The 24177-nt window shown below is 61.0% G+C and carries 27 protein-coding genes; 12 read left to right on the top strand and 15 right to left on the bottom strand.

The window, feature by feature from the left end; translation table 11 throughout:
* From HX801_RS19900 to HX801_RS19890, 3 genes are read right to left on the bottom strand one after another with little or no spacing between them, the layout of a single operon-like run.
* Positions 1 to 459 carry a nuclear transport factor 2 family protein gene (locus HX801_RS19900; protein ID WP_177022568.1) on the bottom strand — a complete coding sequence of 153 codons (459 nt, stop codon included), beginning with the start codon at positions 457 to 459 and terminating at the stop codon, positions 1 to 3.
* Positions 460 to 470: 11 nt separating this feature from the next.
* Positions 471 to 1301, bottom strand: coding sequence for an SDR family NAD(P)-dependent oxidoreductase (locus HX801_RS19895; protein WP_177022567.1), 831 nt, complete (start codon positions 1299 to 1301; stop codon positions 471 to 473).
* A complete protein-coding gene (locus HX801_RS19890) occupies positions 1298 to 2197 on the bottom strand; it encodes an NAD-dependent epimerase/dehydratase family protein (protein WP_177022566.1) in 900 nt (299 codons plus the stop codon). The genes HX801_RS19895 and HX801_RS19890 overlap by 4 nt, the downstream gene beginning before the upstream one ends.
* Positions 2198 to 2311: 114 nt before the next feature.
* Between HX801_RS19890 and HX801_RS19885 the strand changes: the two genes are divergently transcribed.
* A complete protein-coding gene (locus HX801_RS19885) occupies positions 2312 to 3211 on the top strand; it encodes a LysR family transcriptional regulator (RefSeq protein ID WP_177022622.1) in 900 nt (299 codons plus the stop codon).
* On the opposite strand, the gene HX801_RS19880 is transcribed toward HX801_RS19885, so the two are convergent.
* Positions 3208 to 4008, bottom strand: a complete 801-nt coding sequence (locus HX801_RS19880; RefSeq protein WP_177022565.1) for an isocitrate lyase/phosphoenolpyruvate mutase family protein — start codon at positions 4006 to 4008, stop codon at positions 3208 to 3210. The genes HX801_RS19885 and HX801_RS19880 overlap by 4 nt on opposite strands.
* Positions 4009 to 4182: 174 nt before the next feature.
* Between HX801_RS19880 and HX801_RS19875 the strand changes: the two genes are divergently transcribed.
* Both HX801_RS19875 and HX801_RS19870 read left to right on the top strand, forming a co-directional pair.
* Positions 4183 to 4536 carry a DUF1428 domain-containing protein gene (locus tag HX801_RS19875; protein ID WP_003215254.1) on the top strand — a complete coding sequence of 118 codons (354 nt, stop codon included), beginning with the start codon at positions 4183 to 4185 and terminating at the stop codon, positions 4534 to 4536.
* A 212-nt stretch (positions 4537 to 4748) separates the two neighbouring features.
* The gene (locus HX801_RS19870) at positions 4749 to 5378 is read left to right on the top strand and encodes a lytic polysaccharide monooxygenase auxiliary activity family 9 protein (RefSeq protein WP_102369181.1); all 630 of its coding nucleotides are present in this window, start codon (positions 4749 to 4751) and stop codon (positions 5376 to 5378) included.
* A 135-nt stretch (positions 5379 to 5513) separates the two neighbouring features.
* On the opposite strand, the gene HX801_RS19865 is transcribed toward HX801_RS19870, so the two are convergent.
* The 5 genes from HX801_RS19865 to HX801_RS19845 form a co-directional block, all read right to left on the bottom strand.
* Positions 5514 to 6068, bottom strand: a complete 555-nt coding sequence (locus tag HX801_RS19865; protein ID WP_177022564.1) for a UPF0149 family protein — start codon at positions 6066 to 6068, stop codon at positions 5514 to 5516.
* Positions 6069 to 6155: 87 nt separating this feature from the next.
* Entirely contained in the window at positions 6156 to 7409 is a 1254-nt protein-coding gene (locus HX801_RS19860; RefSeq protein ID WP_177022563.1) for a chloride channel protein, read from the bottom strand.
* Between the two features lie 114 nt (positions 7410 to 7523).
* Positions 7524 to 8207, bottom strand: coding sequence for an anti-sigma factor domain-containing protein (locus tag HX801_RS19855; protein ID WP_008430808.1), 684 nt, complete (start codon positions 8205 to 8207; stop codon positions 7524 to 7526).
* Positions 8204 to 8731 (bottom strand): sigma-70 family RNA polymerase sigma factor, encoded by a 528-nt coding sequence (locus HX801_RS19850; RefSeq protein ID WP_087692699.1) that lies wholly within the window; start codon positions 8729 to 8731, stop codon positions 8204 to 8206. The genes HX801_RS19855 and HX801_RS19850 overlap by 4 nt, the downstream gene beginning before the upstream one ends.
* Positions 8732 to 8801: 70 nt before the next feature.
* Positions 8802 to 9323, bottom strand: coding sequence for a DUF3455 domain-containing protein (locus HX801_RS19845; protein WP_177022562.1), 522 nt, complete (start codon positions 9321 to 9323; stop codon positions 8802 to 8804).
* Positions 9324 to 9460: 137 nt separating this feature from the next.
* On the opposite strand from HX801_RS19845, the gene HX801_RS19840 reads away from it, so the two are divergent.
* Both HX801_RS19840 and HX801_RS19835 read left to right on the top strand, forming a co-directional pair.
* Positions 9461 to 10240 carry a class I SAM-dependent methyltransferase gene (locus tag HX801_RS19840; RefSeq protein ID WP_177022561.1) on the top strand — a complete coding sequence of 260 codons (780 nt, stop codon included), beginning with the start codon at positions 9461 to 9463 and terminating at the stop codon, positions 10238 to 10240.
* An 82-nt stretch (positions 10241 to 10322) separates the two neighbouring features.
* Positions 10323 to 11108, top strand: a complete 786-nt coding sequence (locus tag HX801_RS19835; RefSeq protein ID WP_177022560.1) for a sulfite exporter TauE/SafE family protein — start codon at positions 10323 to 10325, stop codon at positions 11106 to 11108.
* Here the strand turns inward: HX801_RS19835 and HX801_RS19830 are convergent.
* On the bottom strand, positions 11105 to 12340 hold the full coding sequence (locus HX801_RS19830; protein WP_177022559.1) for an acyl-CoA dehydrogenase family protein: 1236 nt from the start codon (positions 12338 to 12340) through the stop codon (positions 11105 to 11107). The two genes, HX801_RS19835 and HX801_RS19830, sit on opposite strands and share 4 nt — an antisense overlap.
* Before the next feature lie 263 nt (positions 12341 to 12603).
* Between HX801_RS19830 and sfnG the strand changes: the two genes are divergently transcribed.
* Entirely contained in the window at positions 12604 to 13695 is a 1092-nt protein-coding gene (sfnG, locus tag HX801_RS19825; protein WP_087692696.1) for a dimethylsulfone monooxygenase SfnG, read from the top strand.
* Here sfnG and HX801_RS19820 read toward each other — a convergent pair.
* Positions 13679 to 14779, bottom strand: coding sequence for a GNAT family N-acetyltransferase/peptidase C39 family protein (locus HX801_RS19820; protein ID WP_003215276.1), 1101 nt, complete (start codon positions 14777 to 14779; stop codon positions 13679 to 13681). The genes sfnG and HX801_RS19820 overlap by 17 nt on opposite strands.
* A gap of 94 nt (positions 14780 to 14873) precedes the next feature.
* Here HX801_RS19820 and HX801_RS19815 point away from each other — a divergent pair, with 94 nt between their 5' ends.
* A complete protein-coding gene (locus HX801_RS19815) occupies positions 14874 to 16460 on the top strand; it encodes a RimK family protein (protein ID WP_218166242.1) in 1587 nt (528 codons plus the stop codon).
* A 6-nt stretch (positions 16461 to 16466) separates the two neighbouring features.
* Positions 16467 to 17408 (top strand): magnesium transporter CorA family protein, encoded by a 942-nt coding sequence (locus HX801_RS19810; RefSeq protein ID WP_177022558.1) that lies wholly within the window; start codon positions 16467 to 16469, stop codon positions 17406 to 17408.
* A 135-nt stretch (positions 17409 to 17543) separates the two neighbouring features.
* On the opposite strand, the gene map is transcribed toward HX801_RS19810, so the two are convergent.
* The gene (map, locus tag HX801_RS19805; RefSeq protein ID WP_177022557.1) at positions 17544 to 18299 is read right to left on the bottom strand and encodes a type I methionyl aminopeptidase; all 756 of its coding nucleotides are present in this window, start codon (positions 18297 to 18299) and stop codon (positions 17544 to 17546) included.
* Positions 18296 to 18499 (bottom strand): ParD-like family protein, encoded by a 204-nt coding sequence (locus HX801_RS19800; protein ID WP_003215288.1) that lies wholly within the window; start codon positions 18497 to 18499, stop codon positions 18296 to 18298. The genes map and HX801_RS19800 overlap by 4 nt, the downstream gene beginning before the upstream one ends.
* Before the next feature lie 258 nt (positions 18500 to 18757).
* On the opposite strand from HX801_RS19800, the gene ilvA reads away from it, so the two are divergent.
* Together ilvA and HX801_RS19790 are read left to right on the top strand one after the other, a co-directional pair.
* Positions 18758 to 19777 carry a threonine ammonia-lyase, biosynthetic gene (gene ilvA / locus HX801_RS19795; RefSeq protein ID WP_177022556.1) on the top strand — a complete coding sequence of 340 codons (1020 nt, stop codon included), beginning with the start codon at positions 18758 to 18760 and terminating at the stop codon, positions 19775 to 19777.
* A 512-nt stretch (positions 19778 to 20289) separates the two neighbouring features.
* The gene (locus HX801_RS19790) at positions 20290 to 20565 is read left to right on the top strand and encodes a DUF1652 domain-containing protein (protein WP_063029815.1); all 276 of its coding nucleotides are present in this window, start codon (positions 20290 to 20292) and stop codon (positions 20563 to 20565) included.
* A gap of 11 nt (positions 20566 to 20576) precedes the next feature.
* Here the strand turns inward: HX801_RS19790 and HX801_RS19785 are convergent, their stop codons facing one another.
* Entirely contained in the window at positions 20577 to 20975 is a 399-nt protein-coding gene (locus tag HX801_RS19785; RefSeq protein ID WP_102369172.1) for a hypothetical protein, read from the bottom strand.
* Between the two features lie 153 nt (positions 20976 to 21128).
* Positions 21129 to 21389, bottom strand: a complete 261-nt coding sequence (locus tag HX801_RS19780; RefSeq protein WP_008436118.1) for a DUF2790 domain-containing protein — start codon at positions 21387 to 21389, stop codon at positions 21129 to 21131.
* A gap of 330 nt (positions 21390 to 21719) precedes the next feature.
* Here HX801_RS19780 and HX801_RS19775 point away from each other — a divergent pair, with 330 nt between their 5' ends.
* Positions 21720 to 22961: a hypothetical protein gene (locus HX801_RS19775; protein WP_008436119.1), complete on the top strand. Its 1242-nt coding sequence runs from the start codon at positions 21720 to 21722 to the stop codon at positions 22959 to 22961.
* A gap of 112 nt (positions 22962 to 23073) precedes the next feature.
* A complete protein-coding gene (aqpZ, locus tag HX801_RS19770; RefSeq protein WP_177022555.1) occupies positions 23074 to 23766 on the top strand; it encodes an aquaporin Z in 693 nt (230 codons plus the stop codon).
* Positions 23767 to 24177 lie beyond the last annotated feature (411 nt).

Raw genomic sequence — 24177 nt, 5'->3', positions numbered from 1 at the left:
CTACGCCTCAAGCCCCGCCACCGGCTTCCAGCCTGCCAGCGGCGTCAGAAAGTGCAGCTCAAAGCGCCGCTCGCTGAACGCCCATTGCCCTTGCCGGCGTTCGAAACGGTCGTGATAAAGACCGCTGATCTGCACCTGCCCCAGTTCGTTATGGGTGCACACGCAATCCACCGCAACCCTCGCGCTGGCGGTATCGCCGCTGATGTCGATCAGCGGGTTGGCCATCCAGTGATGCATATGCGGCATGGCTGCCCAGTTGAGGTGGGCGGAAGCAATGATCGCGGCGACGCCGTCATGGCAGCCGAACGCGGCACCGAGGTCCAGCCGTGCGTCGTCGTGCCAGATGCTGCGCAGCAGCGTTTCGTCGCGGGCGTCGAAGGCGTGGGCGTACTCATTGATCAGGCGCTCCAGGGCGAAGCGGGTTTCCAGCTGTTCTACGCGGGCGATGAGGTCGGTCATGACAGAGGCCTTTATTGAGGGAAATCGGTGGAGGTGGACAGCGAGCGCCAGCGTTCAAGATCGGCGCGAACCTGGTCCAGCTTGGCTTCGACGACACTCAGCGCATCGCTGCCAGCGACGAAGCGCAACGGCGGTGCTGCCAGAGCCGCCAATTGCACAACCACCAGGCCGAGTCGATCCGGGTCGCCGATTTGCCGGTGATTACGCGCCTCGAAGACCGCCAGCGTGCGGGCGCGAAATTCGGCGTAATCCTCCAGGGCCCGAGTGCCGAGCTTGAGCATGCGGCTGTCAAGAAAGTCGGTACGAAACGCCCCGGGCTCCAGCAGCGTCAGGCGGATGCCGAACTCGGCGACTTCCTCGGCCAGGGCTTCGGAAAACCCTTCGATCGCAAACTTCGACGCCGAATACATCGAGGCCCCACGCACGCCCTTGAAGCCGCCATTGGACGACATCATCACCAGGTGCCCGCTGCGCTGGCGGCGCATCACCGGCAGCACTGCGCGGGTTACGTTGAAGGTGCCGAACACGTTGGTCGCGAACTGACGCTCGATGGCCTCGGGCTCGACTTCCTCGAATGGCCCGAACTGTCCGTAGCCTGCGTTATTGACCAGCACATCGATGCGTCCGAATCGCGCCACTGCTGCGGTCACCACCGTTTGGGCCTGTTGCTCATCGCGGATGTCCAGCGCGGCGGTCATCACCTGGTCGCTGCTGTAGGTCTGGTCCAGACGGGCCAGGTCAAGGTCGGTGGCTACCACCTGGTCGCCGTTAACCAGCGCCGCGCGGGCGATGCCGGCACCCAGGCCGCCGGCGCTGCCGGTAATCATCCAGACTCGGCTCATAGCGGCATCTCGCTGCCGATCCAGTCGAGGATCGAAGCGTGACGCGGCGCCCAACCCAGCTCGGCGCGAGCGCGCTTGGCCTTGACCCGGCTATTGGTGCCGAAGGTGTAATGCACATGCATCGGGTCCCAATGTTGCTCGGCTTCTTCGGCTGGCCATGACTGCACCGCGCCCAGGTTCATGCGCTTGGCCAGTGCGGCGGCCATATCGATAAACGACGCCTCACCGTTTTCCAGAAAGTAAAACGCGCCGGCCGGGGCTTTTTCCACGGCCAGCAGGAACAGTTGCGCGACGTCATCAATGTGCACGTTGGACCAGCGATTGACCCCGGCCCCGACGATACGCATCACCCCGGTTTCCCGGGCACGGGCCATCAGGAACGGCAGTTGGAAGCTGTGATCGGTCAATCCATGGCCCACGCCATAGATGTTGCTCGGGCAGATCACCACGCTGCGAATACCTTGGTCGGCGGCAGCCATCATGCGCAGGTCAATGTCGTAGCGGGCTTGCTTGGGGGCCTCGATGATGAAGGGGGTGTCTTCGTCAAAGATGTGTTCGGACAAGGTATTGCCCAACGCGTCATCGCCGATGATGCTGGAGCCGCTGGTGTGGATCAGCAGTTTGCCCGAGCCACGCAGCGCGTCGATGAACGCGTCGACGGCACCGGCGTGGTCGCTGTTGGCGGCATCAATCACAGCGTCGGCCTGGCGTGCTTCGTCGATCAGTAATTGGCGGTCATCCAGGCTGCCGATCACCGGGGTGATGCCCTGGGCCTGCAAGCGTCCGGCTTTCTGCGGGTCGCGCAGCAGGCCGCGCACGCTGTGCCCTTGGGCGATCAAGTGATGGGCAACGCTGCCGCCGACGAAACCATTGGCACCGGTAAGGAAAATCTTCATGGGAAAAAGCCTGTGGCTGGGGAACGAGCCACCACCATAGGCGTGAACAATTAGCGGAAAAACAGGCCTTAGTTCTGTTTAGAATGGACTCCAGAGTCCTTAATGGGTAAGCGTATGGAAAGCCTGAATGCCATCGGCGTGTTTGTCGCGGCAGCTGAAGCCCGCAGTTTTGTCGGCGCTGGCAGGACGCTGGGCATCTCGGCGTCGGCGGTGAGCAAGAGCATCGCCCGGCTGGAAGCAAAGTTTGGTGTGCGGCTGTTTCATCGCAGCACCCGCAGCATCACCCTCACGGCCCAGGGCACGCAGTTTGTCGAGCGCTGCCGGCGGGTACTGGCGGAGCTGGAAGTGGCGGGTGAAGAGCTGTCGCAAACCCTTGTCGCGCCCCAGGGCCCGCTGCGGGTTGGCCTGCCGATGATTGCGCGGCCGTTCCTGGCGATGTTCGGCGAGTTCCAGGCGCTGTACCCGCAGATCCAGCTGGACCTGGATTTCAACGACCGTCTGGCTGACGTGATCGCCGAAGGTTTCGATGCAGTGATCCGCAGCGGTGCGCCGAAGGATTCCGGGCTGTCGGCGCGTCCGCTGGGCACTTATCGAATGTTGGTCGTTGGCTCCCCGGATTATCTGGCGCGGAACGGAACGCCGCGTTGCCCGGAAGACCTGCACGCACATCGCTGCATCCATTTCCGCTTTCCCGCCTCCGGCAAACTCCAGGCCTGGCAGATGCGCCGCGACGAGCGAGCGCTGGAGCTTGAGCTGCCGCGCTCGATGATCTGCAATTCGGTGGAAGGGCGCATGGAGCTGGCGGTGCAAGGCCAAGGCCTGACTTATGCGGCCGACTTCGTGGTGCGCGAGGCGCTGGCGGCCGGGCATCTGGTGGAGGTGCTTGGGGATTACACCTGGGAGGGTGGCCAGTTCAACCTGCTGTGGCCGTCGGGGCGGCAGGTGCCGCCCAAGCTGCGGGTGTTTATCGAATTTATTGTCGCCAATATGCCGTTGGTACGTGGGACGTCTTAACCCGGCATGCGGCCATTCAAGTCGCCGTAGGTGAACGACTTCAGCTCATGGGTATCGAGCTTCCCGGTTCGCAGGAAACCTTCGGCCAGGCTGTGCATGGCGCCATACAGGAATTCGGCGATGCTCGACCCGGCCGTGAGGCGGCGTACGCCCAAGGCTTGCAGCGTCTCGGGCGCAGGCAGGCCGGCGCAGGCCAGCACGTTGACCGGCAAGTTGGTCGCCTGGCAGAGCTGCTGGATTTCGTGCTCCAGGTGGATGCCGGCGGCAAACAGCCCGTCGGCGCCTGCGCCCTGGTACAACGCGGCGCGCTTGAGGAGTTCTTCAAGGCGCTGTGGCTCCGGGGCCAATCCTTTCAAATACACGTCGCTGCGGGCATTGATAAACAGCTTCACGCCACAGCTGTCCGCCACACGACGGGCGACTTCGATCTTGCGGGCCAGCAGTTCAGGGGTGCCGGCACCGTCCTCGATATTGACGCCGATGGCGCCCGCGTCGATTACGGCCTTGATCACCCGGCCCACGTGCTCCGGGTCGTCGGAATAACCGGCCTCGATGTCCACGCTCAGCGGCACGTCAATCACCCGGGCGATGGATTGCACGGTGCTGACCAGCAGCGGCAGCGGCAGCTGATTGCCGTCCTTGTAGCCGTGGGTCCAGGCAACGGCCGCGCTGCTGGTGGCGACGGCCTGGCTGCCCAGTTGCGCCACCAGGCGCGCGCCGCCGGCATCGGCGACGTTGGGCAGGATAAACAGTTGAGCATGGTGCAGGGCGTGGAAGGCGGTAGCGTGGGCGGTCATGGCGGGTCAGTCCTTTGAGTGGGCTTTGTTGTTGAAGGCGCCTGTCATATCAAGAATCGGCCCGGCATCGCAATCGATAACACACCACTGGTCGACATTTCCCACGTTGATGTCGATTGAGCGCCTGATGGATCGACTACAGGCACAACAACCCGTCGAATCAGGAGAGTGATCATGTCTTACGTAGATGGCTGTGTCATCGCGGTGCCCACCGCGAACCGCGAACAATTCATCCAGCATGCCAAGGCCGCCGCCGTGGTGTTCAAGGACCATGGCGCGCTGAATATCATCGAGTGCTGGGGCGATGATGTACCTCAGGGGCAGGTGACCTCGTTTCCCATGGCGGTCAAGCTCAAGGAGGATGAAACCGTGGTGTTTTCCTGGATCGTCTGGCCGTCGCGGCAGGTGCGTGACGCCGGGATGAGCAAGGTGATGGAAGACCCGCGCCTGAAGGCAGACGTCAATCCGATGCCGTTTGATGGGCAACGGATGATCTATGGCGGGTTTGAGATGATCCTCAACACCTGAGGCCAGGCGTTCATGGACGGCGGCTGTAGTCCGATCGCCTGTCGCAGGGTAGGACCGACGATAACTCTGGTGCAAGACCAGCGCGAAAACTCTGCAAAACAAGGACTTGACGCGATTTGTCTGACAGAAACGTCGGGTAGACAACCCGGCGAGGTGGGCTAAGTTCAAGGCGCTTCCCATGAGGGGAAGTCTTCAATCAAGGAGTGACTGAAATGAACAAACCCCAGACTCAACTCAGGCATGGTCGCGTCGTGACACCCGCCAGCCGTGGCTCGGTGGCGGTAGAGCGTGGCCTGCTGGAAAACTGGCAAGTCAACGAAATGGAAGGCGGCAAGAACTTCCCGGCCCTCAACGCCGGCCCGTTTCCGGCACCTTACGAAACTGACGATCAGAGCGTCACGCCCCCCGCCGACGGGCACATCCTCAGCGGCGGCAAGACCGATGCCCGCGACTGCGTGAACTTCACCGACGAAGAAATGGGTAAGAAGCTCAACACCCCGTTTAACTGGCCGTTGTTGAATGTTGAAGCCGGCCAGGTATTCAAGGTGCAGTGGGCTTACACCGCCGCGCACGTGACCCGTGGCTATCGCTGGTTGATCACCAAGGACGGTTGGGACCCCAAGCAGCGCATCAGCCGCGCTCAACTGGAGCCCAAACCGTTCTTCGAGGACTTCTATACCCAGGTGCCGTATTACCAGCACTCGGCTGAACTGAAGGCCAAGGTTGAACATCAGGTGACATTGCCCAAGGGCAAGAAGGGCCGGCATGTGCTGGTGTTGATGTGGATCGTGGCCAACACCGGCAATGCGTTCTATCAGGCGTTTGACGTCGATTTCAACTAGCGGCAACTGAACCCGGAGGCAAAACAAAAAAATGTGGCGAGGGAGCTTGCTCCCGCTGGGCTGCGGAGCAGCCCTAAAAATCGGGGGCGCTTCGCACCCCAGCGGGAGCAAGCTCCCTCGCCACAGGTGTTGCGTTCAGCGCTGGGCCAACCAGTAGTCGTGCAACGCACGGGCGGCCGGTTCGATAGCGGCTACCCGTTGCTGATGGGCATTTACATCCAGGTCTGCCGGCAGTTCAAAGTTGTCCTGCTCGGCGCACCAGGAAATCTTTTCCAGTTGCCCGGCCTGTTCGGCAGGCAGCTCTGGCCAGTTGCCGATAGCGGCGCCACGGATATAACCAAAGCACCATTCTTCCGCCAGGGTCAGTGGCTGGTCCTGATGCTCGGTTTCCTCGAAACGTGCCTTGAAACCCTGGGCATCGGTCGCCAGTTGCGTGGCAATGGCGTTCATATGGCGCACGCACAGCTCAAGGAACTGCCCGGCTTCTTCCGGGCTTTCCCAATTCGGGTTCTGCCCACCAAAGATACCGGGAAACCATTCGGCAACCTCCACCTGCGCGGGGCTTGAAACCAGTGCGGTGAAGTAGCCGTCGAGTTCCGCCAGGTTCAGCACCGAATGGTCGTCGCCGTACTTGAGCAGGGTTTGGTCGATGAACTCGAAATCGGCGGGGGCGAGGGGTTGGTCGTGCATGGGCATATCCTTTGTGCGTAGAACGCCGCTGATGGGGCGGCTTAAAGCGCGGAGGATGGCGCGTGTAGGGGTTTTAATCCAGCTTCTTCAACGCTTTTCCCACAACACGCACAGCTTGCTCATGCACATCGAACCCGCCACCGCGAGAATGATCGGCACCAGGAAGTCATGGTCGATGCGGGTGAATTCCGCCACCAGCACAATCGCCGTCAACGGCATGCTCATGCTCGATGCCAGGAACGCTGCCGCGCCAATGATCGCGAACGCCCCCAGCGGCACGCCGGGCCACAGCAGGTTCCAGGCGCCACCGAGGATGATCGCGAGCAACGCGCCGTTGGCCAGCGCCGGGGTCAGCAAACCGCCTTCGGCACCGGCGCGCAGGCTGCTCGCAGTGATCAGTACCTTGACCACCAGCAGCACCGCGGCAAGGCCGATGGTCAGCTCATTGTCAAAGCCCAGTTGCGCCGGGCCTTTGCCGTTGCCGAGGATCTGCGGCAGGAAAATCGCCAGGCCCCCGATGATCGTGAAGTTGATCAACGACAGTACCGGCAACCGCCAGCCACGGGCGGCGTTGCTGCGGGCCGCGCCGGTCAACCGGGTGAATCCGTAGGCGGCCAGGCCAAACACCGGCCCGCAGCCCAGCGCCCAGGCGATCAAGCCAGGGCTGAGCACAAAGTGCGGCACCACGTATTGCGCCTCTGCGCCCAAGCCAATCCAGGCCACCGACGCGCCGATGGCCGAGGTGGCCAACGCAATCACTGCCGCCGGCCAACTGAACACACCCACCAACACTTCGAGCACAAACACCGCGCCGCCCAACGGCACGTTGTACACCGCCGCCAGCCCGGCGCCTGCACCGCAGGCGACGATCAGCCGGTGCATGTCCGGCGCCAGTCGCGCCCGTTGTGACAACCAGGTGGCGGCCAGCGCGCCGACTTCCCGTGGCGCCACTTCACGGCCCAATGGCGAGCCGAGGGCCACAGTGATGATTTGCAGCACGGCGTGGGCGAGGGTGGTCTTGGGCGGCATGATCGGTGCCTGGGCGGAGACCGCTTGCTTGATGCTCACCAACGGGCGGCCATAGCGGTAGATCAACCACCAACCCACACCGGCCACCAGGCCACAGGTGATCAGCACCAGCACCCGGCGTTCGGGCGCGGCGGCGGTGACGCCGAGCAAAAAGGTTTCATGGCTGATCAGGCTGTCGAGGCTGTAGCCGTAGGCCAGATGCTGGATGCCGTGCAGCAGCAAGGCGAGGAGCATGCCGCCCAGGCCGGCGCCGATGCCGGTGAAGATGACGACAAGTGCGAGAATCAGCAGCGAACGGGTTTTTGAGGGCATGAAGGGTCCAGGGAGCCGGGTTTTCGAGCCCGATTCTATAGCGCAATGGTGACGCCATAGCCCCGAGATGTAATGCACATGCGCGAACTGGCCTTCCACAACATTGCATTACGTTCAGATTACTTTAACGGCCCGGCCAATTGCCTGAATCGGACCTGTCGGCTTGCCGGTTTTCGACCCGCCGGGATTTTCCAGGGTCAGTTCAAACAGCTGGTTCGGCGCCAGTGGCGGGAGTTTGTCCAGGGGCACAGACAAGGTCTGCCCAGGCTTGACCAAGCCCAGCGACACCGGGCCTTGCCAGTCTTCGCCCTTGGTCCAGAACTGCAGCGTCTTGTCTGCCGGTACTTCCATGATGCCCAGGGGAATCAGCTGGATTTCCTGGGTATTGCTCGCCTGGATTACCCAGCCCGGGGCCTGGTTTTGCGGGGCTACCAGCACCACCACATACGCGGTCGGGTTGATGGCGGCCGTACGGGTCAACAGCAGTGTCGCCAATACCAGGCTCGCCGCGATGCCGGCGCCGGCCAGTCCGCGCCACAACGCCAGCCTGTTCCACCATGAGACCGGCGAGTCCCGGGTGGCTGAATGCCCCAGGCTGCGCTCGATGCGTCGCCATAAATACACCGAAGGCGTTGCCGGGGCGGCCTGTCCAGTCAGTGGCAGCAGGCGCTGTTCCCAGGCGTCCACTGCCGCACGCAAGTCGGCATCGGTGGCCAGGCGCTGTTCCACCTCGGTGCGTTGCTCGGTGGGCAAGGTGCCCAGCACATATTCGCTGGCCAGTTCGTCGATGCTGTTCATGCCATGCACTCACGCAATGCCGCGAGGCTGCGTTTGATCCACGCTTTCACGGTACCCAGCGGGGTGCCGAGTTTGTGCGCGATTTCGCTGTGGGAATAACCGTCTACATACGCATGCAGGATGCAGTTGCGGCGGGCCGGGTCGAGTTGTTCGAGGCAGCTGTAGATCCGCGCCGAGTGCGCCTGATAGTCGAAGGTGTCAGCGCGCTCTGCGCTTTCATGCTCTTCGCTGAGGGGCACCTCGCGTCCATTGCTGCGCACGGCATTTAGCGCCAGGTGCCGGGTCACGCTGTATACCCAGCCGCGGGCCGAGCCTCTGTGCGGGTCAAAACTGGCCGCGCCGTTCCAGATCTTGATGAAGGCGTCATGCACGATATCTTCGGCCACCGCCTTGTCACGCACGATGCGCAACGCGACCCCCAGCAGCCGGCTGCTTTCCTGTTGATACAGCCGGCGCAAGGCCGGTTGTTCGCCACGGGCGCAGGCCAGCAGGCAGGCTTGATAGTCAAAATCGGCTTCAGGCAAAGACAGGTTTCCAGGTGGAGGCCCCGGCGGTGAGCCCGGGGCGCTTTGGCAGCAGCGTAGACGAATCTGGTCAGTTGGCCGCCCAGAAGATGTAGTCGGCCTGGTACTTGACCATTTCCTGCTTGCCCTTGTTGGCCGCCGTGCATTCCGTGCCTGGCGCAACGCCGCCCTTGAGGGCCACCCGCTGGATATACGCGACGCCACTCATCGCGCCCTTGCCTTCGGCGGGGTTGGCCTTGACCAGTTGATAAGGCAGGTTGCCAGGGCTGGACGGCGCCACGGCCAACTGGGTGCCGGTGACTTTCGAACCATCCTTGGCCTGCCAGGTGGCCGGCGGGCCGAAGTAGCTACCGACCTGCTGGCCGCTGCGGTCATTGAGCACCGCCTTGGGCCCGACGAAAAACCATTCGGTCTGGCCGGCAGCATTGGCCTTGTCCCGGCATTCGTAGGTGATTTCGCCGACTCCGGTGGTTTCCATGGTCACCTTGTGGCCGTCCGGCACCTTGATGCTGTCGGGTAAACCGGTCTGGGCAAAGGCAGTCGGTGCAGCGGTGAACAGGCAGGTCACGCAGAACAGGGCTTTGGCGTTCATCGGTGTCTCTCCATAAGGGCAGCAAGGCGCTGCTACCTGTACTACCCACGGCACGCGCAAACGGATGCAGCGATTAGAAAATAAATCTTCAAGGGCGCACACTGTGGGCCCCCGCACTACCAGAGGAGAGATTGACGATGACCGGTGTTCACAAGTCTGCTCAACAGGGTTTCTCTACTCAGGCCGTCACGTACGCCCAAGGCCGGCCGGACTATCCACGGCAACTCACGGGTTGGCTCACCGACGCCCTGCAGATCAATCCCCACTCCACGGTCATCGACCTGGGCGCCGGCACCGGCAAGTTCACCCGCTTGCTCAGCACCGTGGCGCCGACGTTGATCGCAGTGGAGCCGGTGGAGGCAATGGGGGCGCAGTTGCACAAACTGCTGCCCCAGGTGCGCCTGCTGTCGGGCACCGCTGAAGCCATCCCCCTGGAGGCGGCCACCGCTGATGCCCTGGTGTGCGCCCAGGCGTTCCATTGGTTTTCCACGGAAGCGGCCCTGGCGGAAATTCACCGGGTGCTCAAGCCGGACGGTCGCCTGGGGTTGATCTGGAATGTGCGGGATGAGTCGGTGGACTGGGTCGCGGCCATCACCGAAATCATCACGCCCTACGAGGGCGACACACCGCGCTTTCATACCGGACGTTGGCGCGAGGCCTTTACCGGCGAGTATTTTTCCGCCCCCGAAATGACCTGCTTCCCCTACAGCCATGTCGGCAGCCCCCAGGAAGTGATCATGGACCGCTTCCTTTCCGTGAGCTTTATCGCCGCATTGCCACCGGCAGAAAAGGCGCAGGTGACTGAGCAGTTGCAGTCGCTGATCAACACGCATCCGGCCTTGCGCGGCCGTGAGACGGTTGCGTTTCCGTACCAGACCCAGGCTTATCGCAGCCAGCGCCTGACCGGAAAGGCATAAAGTCAGATCGTTTTGATATAAGTAGTTATAAGAAAAATCGCTATGCTGCGGCCAGAATTTTATAAGGCCGCAGGTAGTGGTAATGGATGCAGGTAATTTTGGTTTCTCGATTGCTGGCCTGATTGTTGGATTTATCGTGGGAATGACCGGTGTAGGCGGGGGCTCGTTGATGACGCCGATCCTGCTCTGGTTCGGCATCAACCCGGCCACCGCCGTGGGTACCGACCTGTTGTACGCCGCCATCACCAAGTCCGGCGGGGTGCTGGTCCACAGCAAGAATCGCAACATCGACTGGACCATCACCGGCTGGCTGACCCTGGGCAGCGTGCCCGCCGTGTTGCTGACCTTGTGGTTTCTCAAGAGCCTGGACACCGACCCCGCCGCCTTGAACGCGGTGATCAAGCAGTCCCTGGGCGTGGTCTTGCTGCTGACGGCCACGGCGATCCTGTTCAAGAACAAGCTGTTGGCCTTTGCCCAGCGGCATGCCGGCGACGACTACAAGATGGCGCCGCGCAACCTTAATGCGCTGACCATCATCACCGGCGCTGTCCTCGGCACCATGGTGGCCCTGACCTCCATCGGCGCCGGTGCCCTGGGCACGGTGGCGCTGTTTATCCTGTACCCGTTCCTGGCCACCAAGCGCCTGGTGGGTACCGAAATCGCCCACGCCGTGCCGCTGACCCTGGTCGCCGGCCTCGGCCACGCCAGCATGGGCAACATGGACTGGACCCTGTTGGGCTTCCTGTTGCTGGGCTCGCTGCCGGGGATTTATGTCGGCAGCCACATGGCCGGCAAGGTCCCGGACGGGATATTGCGTCCTTGCCTGGCGTTCATGCTGGTGATGATCGGCTTCAAGCTGGCGTTTTAACGCGCCGGCCCATTGCCGATCTGCCACACGAACGGCGGCTCGGTGCGGTTGATCACCCAGTCGCCGACAATCCGCGCCTTGTAGATCACCGGGTTGTGGGACGACACGGTGCGGGCGTTGCGCCAGTGCCGGTCGAGGGCTTTGCCCTGGCGCACATCCGAAGCCCCCAGTGCGTTGAACAGTTCAGTGGTGGCGCGCTGGATCAGTTCCGAGACCACCACCTGCGCCGTGGCTGATTCGATTTCGGCGGCCACATTGGCTTCGCGCTCCACGGCATCGTCCCCACCGAACCGCGCCACATAAGCCCGCTGCGCTGGAACTGCGGCTTTCAATGCGCTGGCTTCGGCCGCATACACCAGCGCTGCAACTTCACCCACCACCTGCTGAATCTGCGAGTCCTGGCTCACATGGGCGGCATTGCCATGGCTGTAGATCCGTTTGCGGCTGCGCACCTGATGCGCCACATCCTTGAGGGCCGCGCGGCCGATGCCGGCGAGGGTGGCGAGCAGCACCAACTGATAGAACGCAGTCTGATATTTGAAGCGCGTGGCAAAGTCGATGACGTTTTCCGCCTCCACCACCGCATCGGTAAAACGCGAGGTGCCGCTGCCGGTGGTGCGTTGGCCAAAGCCGTCCCAGTCATCGCTTTGCGCCACGCCGGGCTGGCGGGTGCGGGTGGCGGCAATCACATCGCCGCCGGTGTCGCTGCGTTGGGCATAGACGTCGATCCAGTCGGAAAACAGGCTGCCGGTGCTGTAGAACTTTTCACCGTTGAGTTTCCATTTGTCGCCGTCGGGGCTGACTTTAGTGACGACATCGCCGATGGCCACGCTGCCGATTTCGGTCCAGGCGCAGCCCACGATGTCACCGTCGACAAAGCGTTTGAACCAGAGGTCTCGCGCCGCGCCGGGGGCGGCATTCAGGCGGTCTTCGGCAAACGCGAAGTGCCCGCGCAGGGCCTGGGGCACGTTGGAGTCGGCTTCGGCCAGTTCGATCAGCAGTTCGAATAGCTGGGGCAGGGAGGCGCCGCCACCGCCGTATTCCACCGGGACGCGCACGGCGCCAAAGCCGGCTTGCTTGAGCCATTGGATCGGCTCGTAGGGCAGGGCGCGGGTTTGTTCGCGCTCTAGGGCACCCTCGGCGATGCGCTGGAAAATCGGCCGGAAGCGTTCGGCCAGGGCGTGATAATCGACGCCGGTGGACAGTGGATTGATCACGTGATGTTCGGTCATGGGGACGGTTCCTGGGCAGTGAGATAGGTGAGCTATTGCACGGTCCATGCCGGGCGCGAAGGCACGTATTTACGGGACGGGTGCCGATTCAACTGTTGTTCCTGCAACAGCAAAACGACAAACCGCTGCAATCCATGACAGCTCGGAACAGGCTGCTTTTCGCCTGTTTCCGCGCTCGAAGGCCGGTAGTGCGGGCCTCTCACGCCCACTGGCACAGTTGCTGCTCCACACCTCGTACATGCCAATCCGCGAGGTACAGTCCAATGAGTCAGCAAGCCGTCAAATTTGCCTACTGGGTGCCCAACGTCAGCGGGGGGCTGGTGGTCAGCAAGATCGAACAGCGCACCCACTGGGGCATCGACTACAACCGCAAGCTGGCGCAGTTGGCTGAAGAAGCCGGCTTTGAATACGCCCTGACACAGATTCGTTTCACCGCCGGTTATGGCGCCGAATACCAGCATGAGTCGGTCGCGTTCAGCCACGCGTTGCTGGCGGCCACCACCAAGCTCAAGGTGATCGCGGCAATCCTGCCGGGCCCCTGGCAACCTGCGCTGGCGGCCAAGCAACTGGCAACCATCGACCAACTCACCAACGGCCGCGTTGCCGTCAATATCGTCAGCGGCTGGTTCAAGGGCGAGTTCCAGGCCATCGGCGAACACTGGCTGGAGCATGACGAGCGTTATCGCCGTTCCGAGGAATTCATACGCGCCCTGAAAGGCATCTGGACCCAGGACAACTTCACCTTCCGGGGTGATTTCTACCGCTTCGACAACTACAGCCTCAAGCCCAAGCCACTGGGCGAGCCCCACCCGGAAATCTTCCAGGGTGGCAGTTCGCGGGCCGCGCGGGACATGGCGGCACGGGTGTCGGACTGGTACTTCACCAACGGCAATACCCCGGAAGGCATCAAGGCCCAGGTCGATGACATTCGCGCCAAGGCGGCGGCCAATAACCATTCGGTGAAAGTCGGTGTGAATGCGTTTGTGATCGCTCGCGACACCGAGGAAGAAGCCCGCGCCGTGCTCGCGCAAATCATCGAACAGGCCGACCCGGAAGCCGTCAACGCGTTTGGCGATGCGGCGAAACAGGCGGGCAAGGCGTCACCGGAAGGTGAGGGCAACTGGGCCAAGTCGACCTTCGAGGATCTGGTGCAATACAACGACGGCTTCAAGACCAACCTGATCGGCACCCCGCAGCAGATTGCCGAGCGCATCGTCGCCTTGAAGGCGGTCGGCGTGGACCTGGTACTGGCCGGCTTCCTGCACTTTCAGGAAGAAGTGGAATACTTCGGCAAGCGTGTATTACCGCTGGTGCGCGAACTGGAAGCCAAGGCCGGGATCAAGCAAGTCGCCTGAACACCACCACCGCTGCCCGCAATTTGTTATTGCCGAACCGGCACATTCGCTCGAACTCCCCATGGCTGACCGGCAGATGCTGGCAGTCCATGGGCTGGCGGTGCTGGCTGTGATCCACGTCCGGGTCGTGCAGGTACACGAAGTCTTCGTCGCAGTCGGTGACGATTACCCAGTGGGGCGACTTGGAGCGGGTCAGGCGGTAGCTGCTGATCAACACCAGCGGCTGGCCGCCTTCGCGCAGCACCTGGGGTAAATCCAGCGGGCCGCCGAGCACTTGCTCAACGTCGCTCAAGGCCAACTCTTCCTCGAAGGCGTCATGCACCAAACGCATGACGTCTTTTTTATGCTGATCACGCACCCCGTCGAGAAACAACGGCCCGCTGACATTGACCTGCATGCGCACGCGAAAGCCCCGGCGCCAGGCGGCCAGCGCCAAACCCTGGGGGCTGCAGCCGCCATGGCCGGCGGTCATGAACACGGTGGTTGCCTCGCGCCAGATCTGCAGTTCTTCCCGGCGCTGGGCCACCCGCGCAGGTTCCAGGGCACCCATGGCCATCAGCAGGCTGGCGGCGCCGCAGGTGAAGTCGGTGGTTTGCTGGTAATAGGGCACGCTCAAGGCGCGCGCGTCCTGGTGCTGGAGGATGCGTTTCTCCAGGCGCAGGGCCGGGGCGTGGTCTTCGTAGTAGTCGTTGACCAGGGCAAAGCGCCGGTAGCCGTTGCGCTCATACAGGGCGATGGCGCCGGGGTTGTCGGTACGCACTTCCAGGCGCAGGTAGGCGCAGTCATGCTCCACCGCACAGGCTTCGATGCGCGTCAGCAGTTGTTTGCCCAGGCCCAGGCCCCGGGAAGACTCGGCGATGGCGATGGAGTACAGGCGCGCCAACGAGGTGCCACGGTGGAACAACACCAGGGCGTAGCCCAGCAATTCACCGTGTTTTTCTGCCACCAGCAGTTGCCCGTGGGCGCGACTGACCATCCACTGGAAGCTGCGGGTGGAGAGCCGGTCCGTGGTGAAACAGTGCTGTTCCAATGCCACCAATGCAGGCACGTCATCGGGTGTTGCAACGCGAAAGGAAAGAGCCATGTGACCGCCGTAAAAGTTGCGTAACGAAACGGGACTTCTCTAAAAGATCGTGCTTAATAGAAAAGGTCTAGTTCTCTAAAGCGGATCAATCAATATGTCAGCGGTACAAGGTCATTGGCGTGAAGTATCCGAGCAAACAGTGGTGGCGACAATAACTTCCAACGGTTATTTTTCCAGCCCTCCCAAGAGTGCAAGTCAAGTCGTGATCATTGTCGAGCGCAAGGAAGACTGGGCCTCGTACTTCCCCAGCGAAGACATCGTCACCGCCCAGGAATACCTTGAGCAAACCCGGGAAAACGAGACGGGCAAGCGCGTGCAGGTGATCAACCTGTGCCGCAGCTACAAGTACCTGGGGCACGGCTATTACTGCTCGCTGCTGGCCGAGGCGCGGGGGCACAAGGTGATTCCGTCGGTGCGCACCATCAGCGAACTGACGAAAAAGTCCCTGTACGGCCTGGCCCTGGATGACCTGGATAAAACCCTCGATAAAGCCTTGAGTCATCATCTCTACAGCAACACCGAAGGCTTTACCCTGACACTTTACTTTGGCCGGACCAATATTGAACCCTTGCAGGATCTGGCCCGCCAATTGTTTGAAGCGTTTCCCTGTCCGATCCTGTTAGTTGAGTTTCGCAAGAATAACGGCTGGCACATCGAAGGCATCAAGTCTGGCGTATTGCACAAGTTGCGTGATGACCAGGAAGACCAATTCGCGAATGCCCTGGACAACTTCAGCCGCAAGATCTGGCGTCAACCGCGCTCCCGCCGTCTGGCCCGCTATGACCTGGCGATCCTGCACGACCCGCAGGAACAACTGCCGCCGTCCAACGCCCGCGCCCTGGAAAATTTCGTCCGGGTCGGCAAGGGGCTCGGCATCGACGTGGAACTGATCGAACGCAAGGACTACGCCCGCCTGGCCGAATACGACGCCCTGCTGATCCGCGAGACCACCAGTGTCGACAACCACACCTATCGCTTCGCGAAAAAGGCCGAAAGCGAAGGGCTGGTGGTGATGGACGACCCGGCCTCGATCCTGCGCTGTACCAACAAGGTCTACCTCACGGACCTGCTGAAAAGCCATCAACTGGGCATGCCCGCCACCGAAATTCTCTACAAGGAGCGACCCGAAGATTTCGAACGGGTGGGTGAGCGCCTCGGCTTCCCGCTGGTGCTGAAGATCCCCGACGGGTGTTTCTCCCGCGGCGTGATCAAGGTCGAAAGCCAGCAAGCGCTGCTGACCGCCACCGCCGAACTGTTCGAGCATTCCGTGTTGCTGCTGGCCCAGGAATTTTTCTACACCGAGTACGACTGGCGCATCGGCGTCCTCAACCGCAAACCGATCTTTGCCTGCCAGTACTTCATGTCCAAGGGGCATTGGCAGATCTACAACCACAAGGCCATCGGCCAGGACATCAACGGCGAGTGCCGCACCCTGGCGGTTCACGAAGCCCCCAAGGCGGTGGTGGAACTGGCGGTAAAAACCGCCAACCTGATCGGCGACGGCCTGTACGGCGTAGACCTCAAGCAGTCCGGCGACAAGGTGGTGGTAATCGAGGTCAACGACAACCCCAACATGGACGCCGGCATCGAAGATGCCTACCTGCAAGACGACTTGTATTCCCTGGTACTGGAAGAGTTCGTGCGACGCCTGGAGTTGAAGCGTCAAGGCCAGGTGTGGTGACGCGCGATGATCCAGCGCTTTGAATTAACCGATGGCAAGTTGTACAACAGCCTGGGGGACGGCGGGGATGTCTTGCTGTTCAGCAATCCTGACCCCCACGAGCGCAAGTACCTGCGCGACTGCTACAAGCTCGATGAACATGCCCTGGCCTCGGCGCTGGACCCGGACGAAGTGTCGCGCATCGAGTTCCACCCCGATAACCTGTTCCTGATCTGGAAGCGCCCGGAGAACTATTCGGGCGGCGGCAACCTGGTGTTTGAAGTGGCGTCCTGCGGCCTGCTGTTTTCCGGGGACCAACTCCTGGTGATCGCCACCGACGACAGCCAGCTCTCCGGGCTGGGTGCGCGCCGGCCATTGCGCACGCCGCTTGATGTGTTGCTGGACTTGCTGCTCAACAACATCCATCACTACCTGGGCCACCTCAAGGTGATCAAGATGGTCGCCCGGGAACTGCAGCAGCAGTTCAATGCATCGATGAGCAATCGCCACCTGATGCAGATGTTCAACCTCAGCGAAAGCCTGATCTATTACATCAACGCCCTGCACAGCAACGGCGCGGTGCTGACGCGCCTGCGCAACCATGGGGAAAAGGAACATTTCAGCGCTGAAACACTGGGCCTGATCGATGACCTGATTATCGAGAACAACCAGTGCTACAAGCAGGCGGAGATTTACTCCAACGTGTTCTCCGGGCTGATCGACGCCCGGGGCAACCTGATGAACAACAGCATGAACAACCTGCTGCGCAAGCTGACGCTGATCAACGTGGTGTTCCTGCCGTTGAACCTGATCGCCAGCGTGGGCGGGATGTCGGAGTTCAGCATGATGACGGCGGGCACGCCGTGGTGGATTTCGTACCCGTTGTTCATGGCCGCGATGGGACTCGGGGCGGGGTTGATGGTGCTGGGGTTGAAGCGGATTGCGGGGAGTGGCGACAAGGCAGTATGACTAAAATCCTGAATATCACTGAGGTCTAAATGTGGGAGCGGGCTTGCTCGCGAAAGCGGTGGATCAGTCACTGTAGATGGCGACTGTCACACCGCTTTCGCGAGCAAGCCCGCTCCCACAGGGGATGTGCGCCATTCAGACGTCCGGCTGCAACGTCAGCACCTCAAACCCATCCTGCGTCACCGCCACCGTATGTTCCCACTGTGCCGACAAGCTGTTGTCCCGCGTCACCACCGTCCAGCCATCCTTCAAGCTGCGCACCTTGGCGCTGCCCTGGTTGAGCATCGGCTCAATGGTAAACACCATGCCTTCACGCAGTTCGAGCCCGGTACCGGGGCGGCCGAAGTGCAGGACCTGCGGGTCCTCGTGCATCTCGCGGCCAATGCCATGCCCGCAATATTCACGCACCACGCTGTAGCCGTTGCTCTGGGCATGGTTCTGGATGGCGTAGCCGATATCCCCCAGGCGTGCACCGGGCTTGACCTGGCGGATGCCGGCCCACATCGCTTCGAAGGTCATTTCCACCAGGCGCCGGGCCTTGGGCGAGACATTGCCGATCATGTACATCTTGCTGGAGTCGGCGATATAGCCGCCTTTCTCCAGGGTGATGTCGATGTTGACGATGTCGCCGTCCTTGAGCACGGCCTTGGCGCTGGGCATGCCATGGCACACCACCTCGTTGATCGAGGTATTGATGCAGAAGGGGTAGTCGTACTGGCCCAGGCTCGCCGGTCGCGATTGCAGGTCATTGCGGATGAAGGCTTCCACCGCGCTGTCGATCTCCAGGGTCGACTGGCCGGCGGCGACAAAACCATCGAGCATGGTAAACACCTGGGCCAACAGGCGGCCGGATTCGCGCATCACGGCAAGTTGTTCGGTGGTCTTGATCATTCGCTGCGCCCCCGGATCAGGTCGGGCTTGTCCAGCAACAGTTTGTTGATCAGGTCGTTATAGGCCAGGTGTGGATTGAGTTCGGCGAGCAGGCCGATCTTGATCCAGAACTCGGCCTGGGCGTTGATGGAACGGTCCATGGTGGCGCTGGCCAGACGGAGTTGTTCGTGCAATTGGTCGGTGATCTTGACGATGCCCATGAGCTTCACTGTGCAGAGTTGATATACAAAGCGTATACGTTTCGTATGCTCTACGTAAAGCCTGGCGTTTCGCCATTGACTTGCCCGGTGGCGCCGGTTAATTTTGATTCATGACATTTCAAACCTTTCGTTGCCAGCCAAGCATTATTACCGCCATTCCTCATTTGGCGGGATAGCGCTCGGCTGTACCCAAACCCGCCCTAGAGGCGGGTTTTGTTTTTCCGTCTCCAGGGCCCTGCAAACACCCAGGAGACATCCATGAGTACCCGCCCCGCGAGCCAGCCCCAGGATTCGGGATTGCTTGAGCACTACGTGAAGAAGATCCTGGCCGCTCCGGTCTACGACCTGGCGGTGCGTACGCCGTTGCAGGTGGCGCCGGCGCTGTCGGCATTGCTGGGCAATCAGATCCTGCTCAAGCGCGAAGACCTGCAACCGACCTTTTCCTTCAAGATTCGTGGCGCCTACAACAAACTGATGCAGCTCAGTGCCGAGCAAAAGGCGCGGGGCGTGATCACTGCTTCTGCGGGTAATCATGCCCAGGGCGTGGCATTGGCGGCGCGGGAGTTGGGGATCAAGGCGACGATTGTCATGCCGTGCAGCACCCCGGAGCTGAAGGTGTTGGGCGTGCGCTCCCGAGGCGGCGAGGCAGTGTTGCACGGGGCGAGCTTTCCATTTGCCCTGGCCCACGCGTTGCAACTGGCCGAGGCCACAGGCAGTACCTTTGTCTCGCCATTCGACGACCCGGACGTGATTGCCGGGCAGGGCACCGTGGGCATGGAAGTGCTGCGCCAACAGCAGGGCCCGCTGGACGCGATCTTTGTTCCCGTGGGCGGCGGCGGATTGATCGCCGGTATCGCGGCCTACGTCAAATACCTGCGCCCCGAAGTGCGCATCGTCGGCGTCGAGCCCGAAGGCTCCAGTTGCCTGCTGGCAGCCTTGCGCGCTGGGAGCCGGGTGGTGTTGCCGAGTGTCGACAGCTTTGCCGATGGCACGGCCGTGGCCCAGATCGGCGCCTATGGTTTTGAAATCTGCCGGCACCATGTGGATGAAGTGATCACCGTCAGCAATGACGAACTGTGCAGTGCCATCAAGCTGATCTACGACGATACGCGCTCGATCACTGAGCCTTCAGGTGCCCTGGCTGTCGCCGGTATCCGCAAGTATGTCGGGAAGACTGGCCTCCAGGGGCAAACATGGGTGGCGATCAACTCCGGGGCCAATATCAACTTCGATAGTTTGCGGCATGTTGCTGAACGAGTGGCTGCTCAGACAGGTTAAACGTTTAACCTAAAGACTGTTTAATTTAGTTACATTCATCCGTTTGGATAGTGGTTATGAAGGCGTCAAAAAGTTTGTTGCGGGCACTTATAGCGAGCGGTCTTTCAATTTGCATGATGCCAAGGGAGGCTCATTGCAAGACGCATGAATCGACGGCACGTAATTTTGTCCGAAAGCCCCGATTTGTCTGGGGCGCAGGGCAGTGCGTATGGCGGCACGTTTAATGCTTTATAAGATCCTGTTACAACTCTGAATGAGCTACAAGCACGACGGTTCATACCTCAAACGGGAGGGTTGATGGCGGTCTGCCACGTAACTTATATAAGTAATGTCGTCGCTTATGAGGAAAGGATCCAACGCATTTCGAGCGAGCCTAGTACGCTGGGTAAGCAAAGCCGTCTGCCAGGGCTGGTCAGGCGCAAACGGCGAGCGTGTCACCGCGTTCGCCAGCCGTACGAATAAAGAATATTGATAACAATCGATTGGCAATCTCATAAAAGGAGAGGTCGGCCATGCTTTCGGATCTGGAATTACGCGGCATTATTGAAGGAAGTTTTCTGCCTAAGCGCTGTGAAGTCACCAAGGCGCCAGACGCCTCGCTGACGGTGAAGGTTTATCACGAGATCGACCATGACCGGGTCGACTTGGTGGTCACCGGCATTTGCGCGAACAAGCTCGACAGCAGTCGGGCGATCTGCAATTTGATTACCGAGTTGCGTGAAGACCTCAAGCACACCCACACCCATGCCCCGGCCCTCAAACGAGCCGGTGCGCGTCCTTTCTATTAAACGGACGTCTATTAAACGGACGGTTGAGCTTCAATCAGTGAAGACTTGCGGGCCTGGAGAAACGCCAGGCCCAACGCCGTTTCCGTGATCACCGCCAGCAAAATCCCCGGGCCCGCATGGCCGCTGATCCATTCGCTGATCCCCAACATCGCCAGCACAAAACAGCCGATCGCAAAGCCGGAGGTCATGGCATGCCGTGTCGCATCAGGTGGGGAATGGCGGGCGCGGTAAAACATGATGCCAATGGCCAGGAACAGCGCGGCGTTGCGTCGGGCGACCAGGCCGGTGGCACTGGAGTATTCAACACTCCACACCCACAGGAGCAGGTCCGGGCGCAAACCCCAGATCAGCGCGAGGGCAAAGCACAGCAGGGCAGTGAAGGTAGCGAGGGGACGGAAGTGCACTTGCATGGCGAATCCTTTCAGCCGTAACGAGCGCTCAAGGATACCCCTGTAGGAGCGAGCTTGCTCGCGAAGAACGCAAGGCCCGCGTACATTCAGGATGCCCGCGTTTCGCTGGAGTCTTTCGCGAGCAAGCTCGCTCCTACAAAAAAGCCGATCGGTTCAATTCTGGAAATCACAGGCTTCCGACAGTTTGCGATAGCCCACGTCCTGGACTTTCCCTTGACTGTCCACGAACTTGATATCGGCCTTGATCACCTTGCATTCATTGGTATCGGTTTCATGCATGGCAAGCACCTTCTGCACATCCATCTTCTCGCCGTAGTGATAAGGCGTGACGACGGGTGCGGTGTCAGCCTGCGCCATCCCCGTTACAGCCGTCAGGGCCAGTGCAGCACCGAGCATTAACGTACGCAGTTTCATGGTGTTTCTCCGCAAGTCGTTCGCAGGCTCAACAACGTGATGAGCCGCGGCCGCCCTGGGCAACGGTTGGAGCCGTGCGAGTGCGGTCGAATCAACTGTCTTCCCGGGGGATTAACCATCGATTAAGTGAGGCTTTACTGACAAAAGCTTCATCTTCATGGGGGCGTGGGCTGCGTGAGGGAAGCATCTATTACGCCTTTTTTTATCACCTCACAACCTGTCAACTCTGACAGTTGTCTGTCCTGGGAACTGTGCCATAACTAGGTTGCCCCGGCGCTTGAAACGTCTCACCCGCCGGCCATCAAACTGGCCTCCAAGGAAAGAATAGCCATGAACAATTTGATCAACCGCACGCTGGTTCTCGCGATGGCGGGTGCAACTGCCTATACAGGCGCTGTCAGCGCAGCAACATTCGTCGGTGAAGGCACGGCTGCCGGGAAGCAATGTGTTTCCTTGGCGGTCAACAACTCGGGCGTTGTGGTGGGTACCTGTACCCCGGGCACTACTTCGGGGCCATCCGTGGCGTGGGTCGCGTCCACGGCAGGCACTGAAGTTCCGCTACCGCCATTGGTGAGTGGCCAAGGCTGCACCGCCGTGGCTATAGACAATAACGGACAAATAGCGGGCTCATGCAAAATGGCAGACAATCGAGCCACCGCCGTCATCTGGAACAGCGCTACGCCGGGCGCTGCGCCGGTGGCGTTGCAAGCCGTCTCGGTATTGGGCACTGGATTACTGCCTGAGGCGCGCACTGTCATTAGTGCCTTCAACCAGAGCGATGTATTGGCCGGGGCGAGCTTAAGCGGTACCGGTGACGCAACGGCAGTGTTGTGGTTTTCCGGGAGTACAGCCCCGCTTCAAGTGTCCGCCCTGCACGACAACTGCTTTCCCGCCGACATCAACAACACGCCTATAAACGGTGTGCCCACCGTTGCGCTCGACTGCCCGAATCCTGCGTCTGGCAACACCGTCGCCAAAGTCGTGCAGAAAACCGGGCTACTGGGCACCTTGGTCACGACGCCCTTGACCACACCTGCCGGTAGCACGGGCTGCAGCGTAAGCAGCGTAAACAATGCAGTGCAGTTGCTGGGCACTTGCCACTTCTCGGCGCCGGATGTGCCCCAAGCCGTCTACTGGCCCAATCCAAGCGCCACGCCGGTTCAGTTGAGCAGCATCAGCGGTGTATCGGGGGCATCTCGAATCACCGGTTTGCGGTTGAACAATAACGGGCATGCCGTTGTGTCGTACCAGGACAGCAATGGCCATCATCTGTTGGCCTTCTGGACGCCTTCGTCGGGCAGCACTCAGTTGATTCCGCCGTTGGCAGGCGGCACACATATAGGCTTCGTGGATTTGAGTGATAACGACGTCGTGGCACTGACCAGCGAAAATGCCGGCGAGCATCACCAGGCCGCCACCTGGACTTCTGCGACGGGAACCGTGGCCATTCCACAGTTCGGCGGCGGTCAGGAAAGCGGTCTGACGGCGATATCCCCAAACGGCACTTATGTGGCAGGCGGTGCTGAAGACAGCACGGGCACCGACGATGCAGTCGTTGCAACGCTGCCATAGAAAAAGGCTCACCGGTTTACCGGACAAGTCTGATACAGCCAAGTTAATCGCTTTTGCTACCGTCGCCGCCAGGCCCATCAATCGGATGGCGTTGGCATTGGGTGGAGTTGGTTTGCAAAAGAAAATCGCAGCAGAGTTTCTTGGGACGTTCTGGTTGACCTTCTGCGGGTGCGGCAGCGCGATACTGGCCGCGGCGTTTCCGGAACTCGGGATCGGCTTCGCCGGTGTCGCCCTGGCCTTTGGCTTGACGGTGCTGACGATGGCCTACGCGGTGGGCAGTATTTCTGGTGCACACTTCAACCCGGCGGTGACCATCGGCCTATGGGTGGGGCGCCGGATGCCGGGCGTTGACGTGGTGCCGTACATCATTGCCCAAGTCGCCGGTGCGATTGTCGCCGCCGCCGTGTTGGCGCTGATCGCCAGTGGTCGTCCGGGGTTTGAAGTGGGCGCTTTCGCCGCCAACGGCTATGGCCAATTGAGCCCCGGGCATTACAGCCTGCTGGCCGCGTTGGTGGTCGAGGCGGTGGCGACGTTCTTTTTTGTGTTCATCATCATGCGTGTCACCGGCCCGGGTTCGGCTGTCGGGTTTGCGCCGATTGCCATTGGCCTGACCCTGACGCTGATTCACCTGGTGGCCATCCCCGTCACCAACACCTCGGTCAACCCGGCGCGCAGCACCGGGCCGGCATTGTTTGCCGGCGGGGAATACCTGATGCAGTTGTGGCTATTCTGGGCGGCACCGATAGCGGGTGCGGTGGTGGGCGCCATCGTTGCCCGGGCGGTTACCCGCGCTAGGGAAGCGTGAGCCTACCAGCTCATGCGTACCTGCGCATTACCGCTGAAATCTCCAGCGTATAGATGTCCAACTGGGTCTCCTCACATCTTCCAGAATTGCCTTTGTGTCGACGGGCGTTGCGCCTGGAACCAACGTGGCCAACACGATCCCGTGCTGCGCAAACCAAGTGTCCGGCTCATGCTGGCCACTTCAATAGTGCAAATTCACCCCTATGCGTGTATATCCGACAGCTTTTCTCGCTCCCGTGCGGCAACTGATCCCATTTTCAGAGGTGCCGTTACAGAAACCCGGAGGGAATCCGGGTTGAGTGGCGCTCTTTTCTGGGCTCAAAGTTTTCAATGGGGCATAGGGTGCTACAGACTCAATGGACACATATTCCCATGCAATAGACTTCAGGTCTGTCGTGGTATCCAGTGGCGT

It is taken from the genome of Pseudomonas sp. G1002 (assembly GCF_013385455.1).
Lineage (GTDB): Bacteria > Pseudomonadota > Gammaproteobacteria > Pseudomonadales > Pseudomonadaceae > Aquipseudomonas.
This window is presented reverse-complemented; position numbering and strand designations above follow the sequence as displayed.

Excerpts from the sequence above, each read along its gene's own strand:
- HX801_RS19900 (WP_177022568.1), bottom strand. The coding sequence starts at position 459 with ATGACCGACCTCATCGCCCGCGTAGAACAGCTGGAAACCCGCTTCGCC.
- HX801_RS19895 (WP_177022567.1), bottom strand. The coding sequence starts at position 1,301 with ATGAGCCGAGTCTGGATGATTACCGGCAGCGCCGGCGGCCTGGGTGCC.
- HX801_RS19890 (WP_177022566.1), bottom strand. The coding sequence starts at position 2,197 with ATGAAGATTTTCCTTACCGGTGCCAATGGTTTCGTCGGCGGCAGCGTT.
- HX801_RS19885 (WP_177022622.1), top strand. The coding sequence starts at position 2,312 with ATGGAAAGCCTGAATGCCATCGGCGTGTTTGTCGCGGCAGCTGAAGCC.
- HX801_RS19880 (WP_177022565.1), bottom strand. The coding sequence starts at position 4,008 with ATGACCGCCCACGCTACCGCCTTCCACGCCCTGCACCATGCTCAACTG.
- HX801_RS19875 (WP_003215254.1), top strand. The coding sequence starts at position 4,183 with ATGTCTTACGTAGATGGCTGTGTCATCGCGGTGCCCACCGCGAACCGC.
- HX801_RS19870 (WP_102369181.1), top strand. The coding sequence starts at position 4,749 with ATGAACAAACCCCAGACTCAACTCAGGCATGGTCGCGTCGTGACACCC.
- HX801_RS19865 (WP_177022564.1), bottom strand. The coding sequence starts at position 6,068 with ATGCACGACCAACCCCTCGCCCCCGCCGATTTCGAGTTCATCGACCAA.
- HX801_RS19860 (WP_177022563.1), bottom strand. The coding sequence starts at position 7,409 with ATGCCCTCAAAAACCCGTTCGCTGCTGATTCTCGCACTTGTCGTCATC.
- HX801_RS19855 (WP_008430808.1), bottom strand. The coding sequence starts at position 8,207 with ATGAACAGCATCGACGAACTGGCCAGCGAATATGTGCTGGGCACCTTG.
- HX801_RS19845 (WP_177022562.1), bottom strand. The coding sequence starts at position 9,323 with ATGAACGCCAAAGCCCTGTTCTGCGTGACCTGCCTGTTCACCGCTGCA.
- HX801_RS19840 (WP_177022561.1), top strand. The coding sequence starts at position 9,461 with ATGACCGGTGTTCACAAGTCTGCTCAACAGGGTTTCTCTACTCAGGCC.
- HX801_RS19835 (WP_177022560.1), top strand. The coding sequence starts at position 10,323 with ATGGATGCAGGTAATTTTGGTTTCTCGATTGCTGGCCTGATTGTTGGA.
- HX801_RS19830 (WP_177022559.1), bottom strand. The coding sequence starts at position 12,340 with ATGACCGAACATCACGTGATCAATCCACTGTCCACCGGCGTCGATTAT.
- sfnG (WP_087692696.1), top strand. The coding sequence starts at position 12,604 with ATGAGTCAGCAAGCCGTCAAATTTGCCTACTGGGTGCCCAACGTCAGC.
- HX801_RS19820 (WP_003215276.1), bottom strand. The coding sequence starts at position 14,779 with ATGGCTCTTTCCTTTCGCGTTGCAACACCCGATGACGTGCCTGCATTG.
- HX801_RS19815 (WP_218166242.1), top strand. The coding sequence starts at position 14,874 with ATGTCAGCGGTACAAGGTCATTGGCGTGAAGTATCCGAGCAAACAGTG.
- HX801_RS19810 (WP_177022558.1), top strand. The coding sequence starts at position 16,467 with ATGATCCAGCGCTTTGAATTAACCGATGGCAAGTTGTACAACAGCCTG.
- map (WP_177022557.1), bottom strand. The coding sequence starts at position 18,299 with ATGATCAAGACCACCGAACAACTTGCCGTGATGCGCGAATCCGGCCGC.
- HX801_RS19800 (WP_003215288.1), bottom strand. The coding sequence starts at position 18,499 with ATGGGCATCGTCAAGATCACCGACCAATTGCACGAACAACTCCGTCTG.
- ilvA (WP_177022556.1), top strand. The coding sequence starts at position 18,758 with ATGAGTACCCGCCCCGCGAGCCAGCCCCAGGATTCGGGATTGCTTGAG.
- HX801_RS19790 (WP_063029815.1), top strand. The coding sequence starts at position 20,290 with ATGCTTTCGGATCTGGAATTACGCGGCATTATTGAAGGAAGTTTTCTG.
- HX801_RS19785 (WP_102369172.1), bottom strand. The coding sequence starts at position 20,975 with ATGCAAGTGCACTTCCGTCCCCTCGCTACCTTCACTGCCCTGCTGTGC.
- HX801_RS19780 (WP_008436118.1), bottom strand. The coding sequence starts at position 21,389 with ATGAAACTGCGTACGTTAATGCTCGGTGCTGCACTGGCCCTGACGGCT.
- HX801_RS19775 (WP_008436119.1), top strand. The coding sequence starts at position 21,720 with ATGAACAATTTGATCAACCGCACGCTGGTTCTCGCGATGGCGGGTGCA.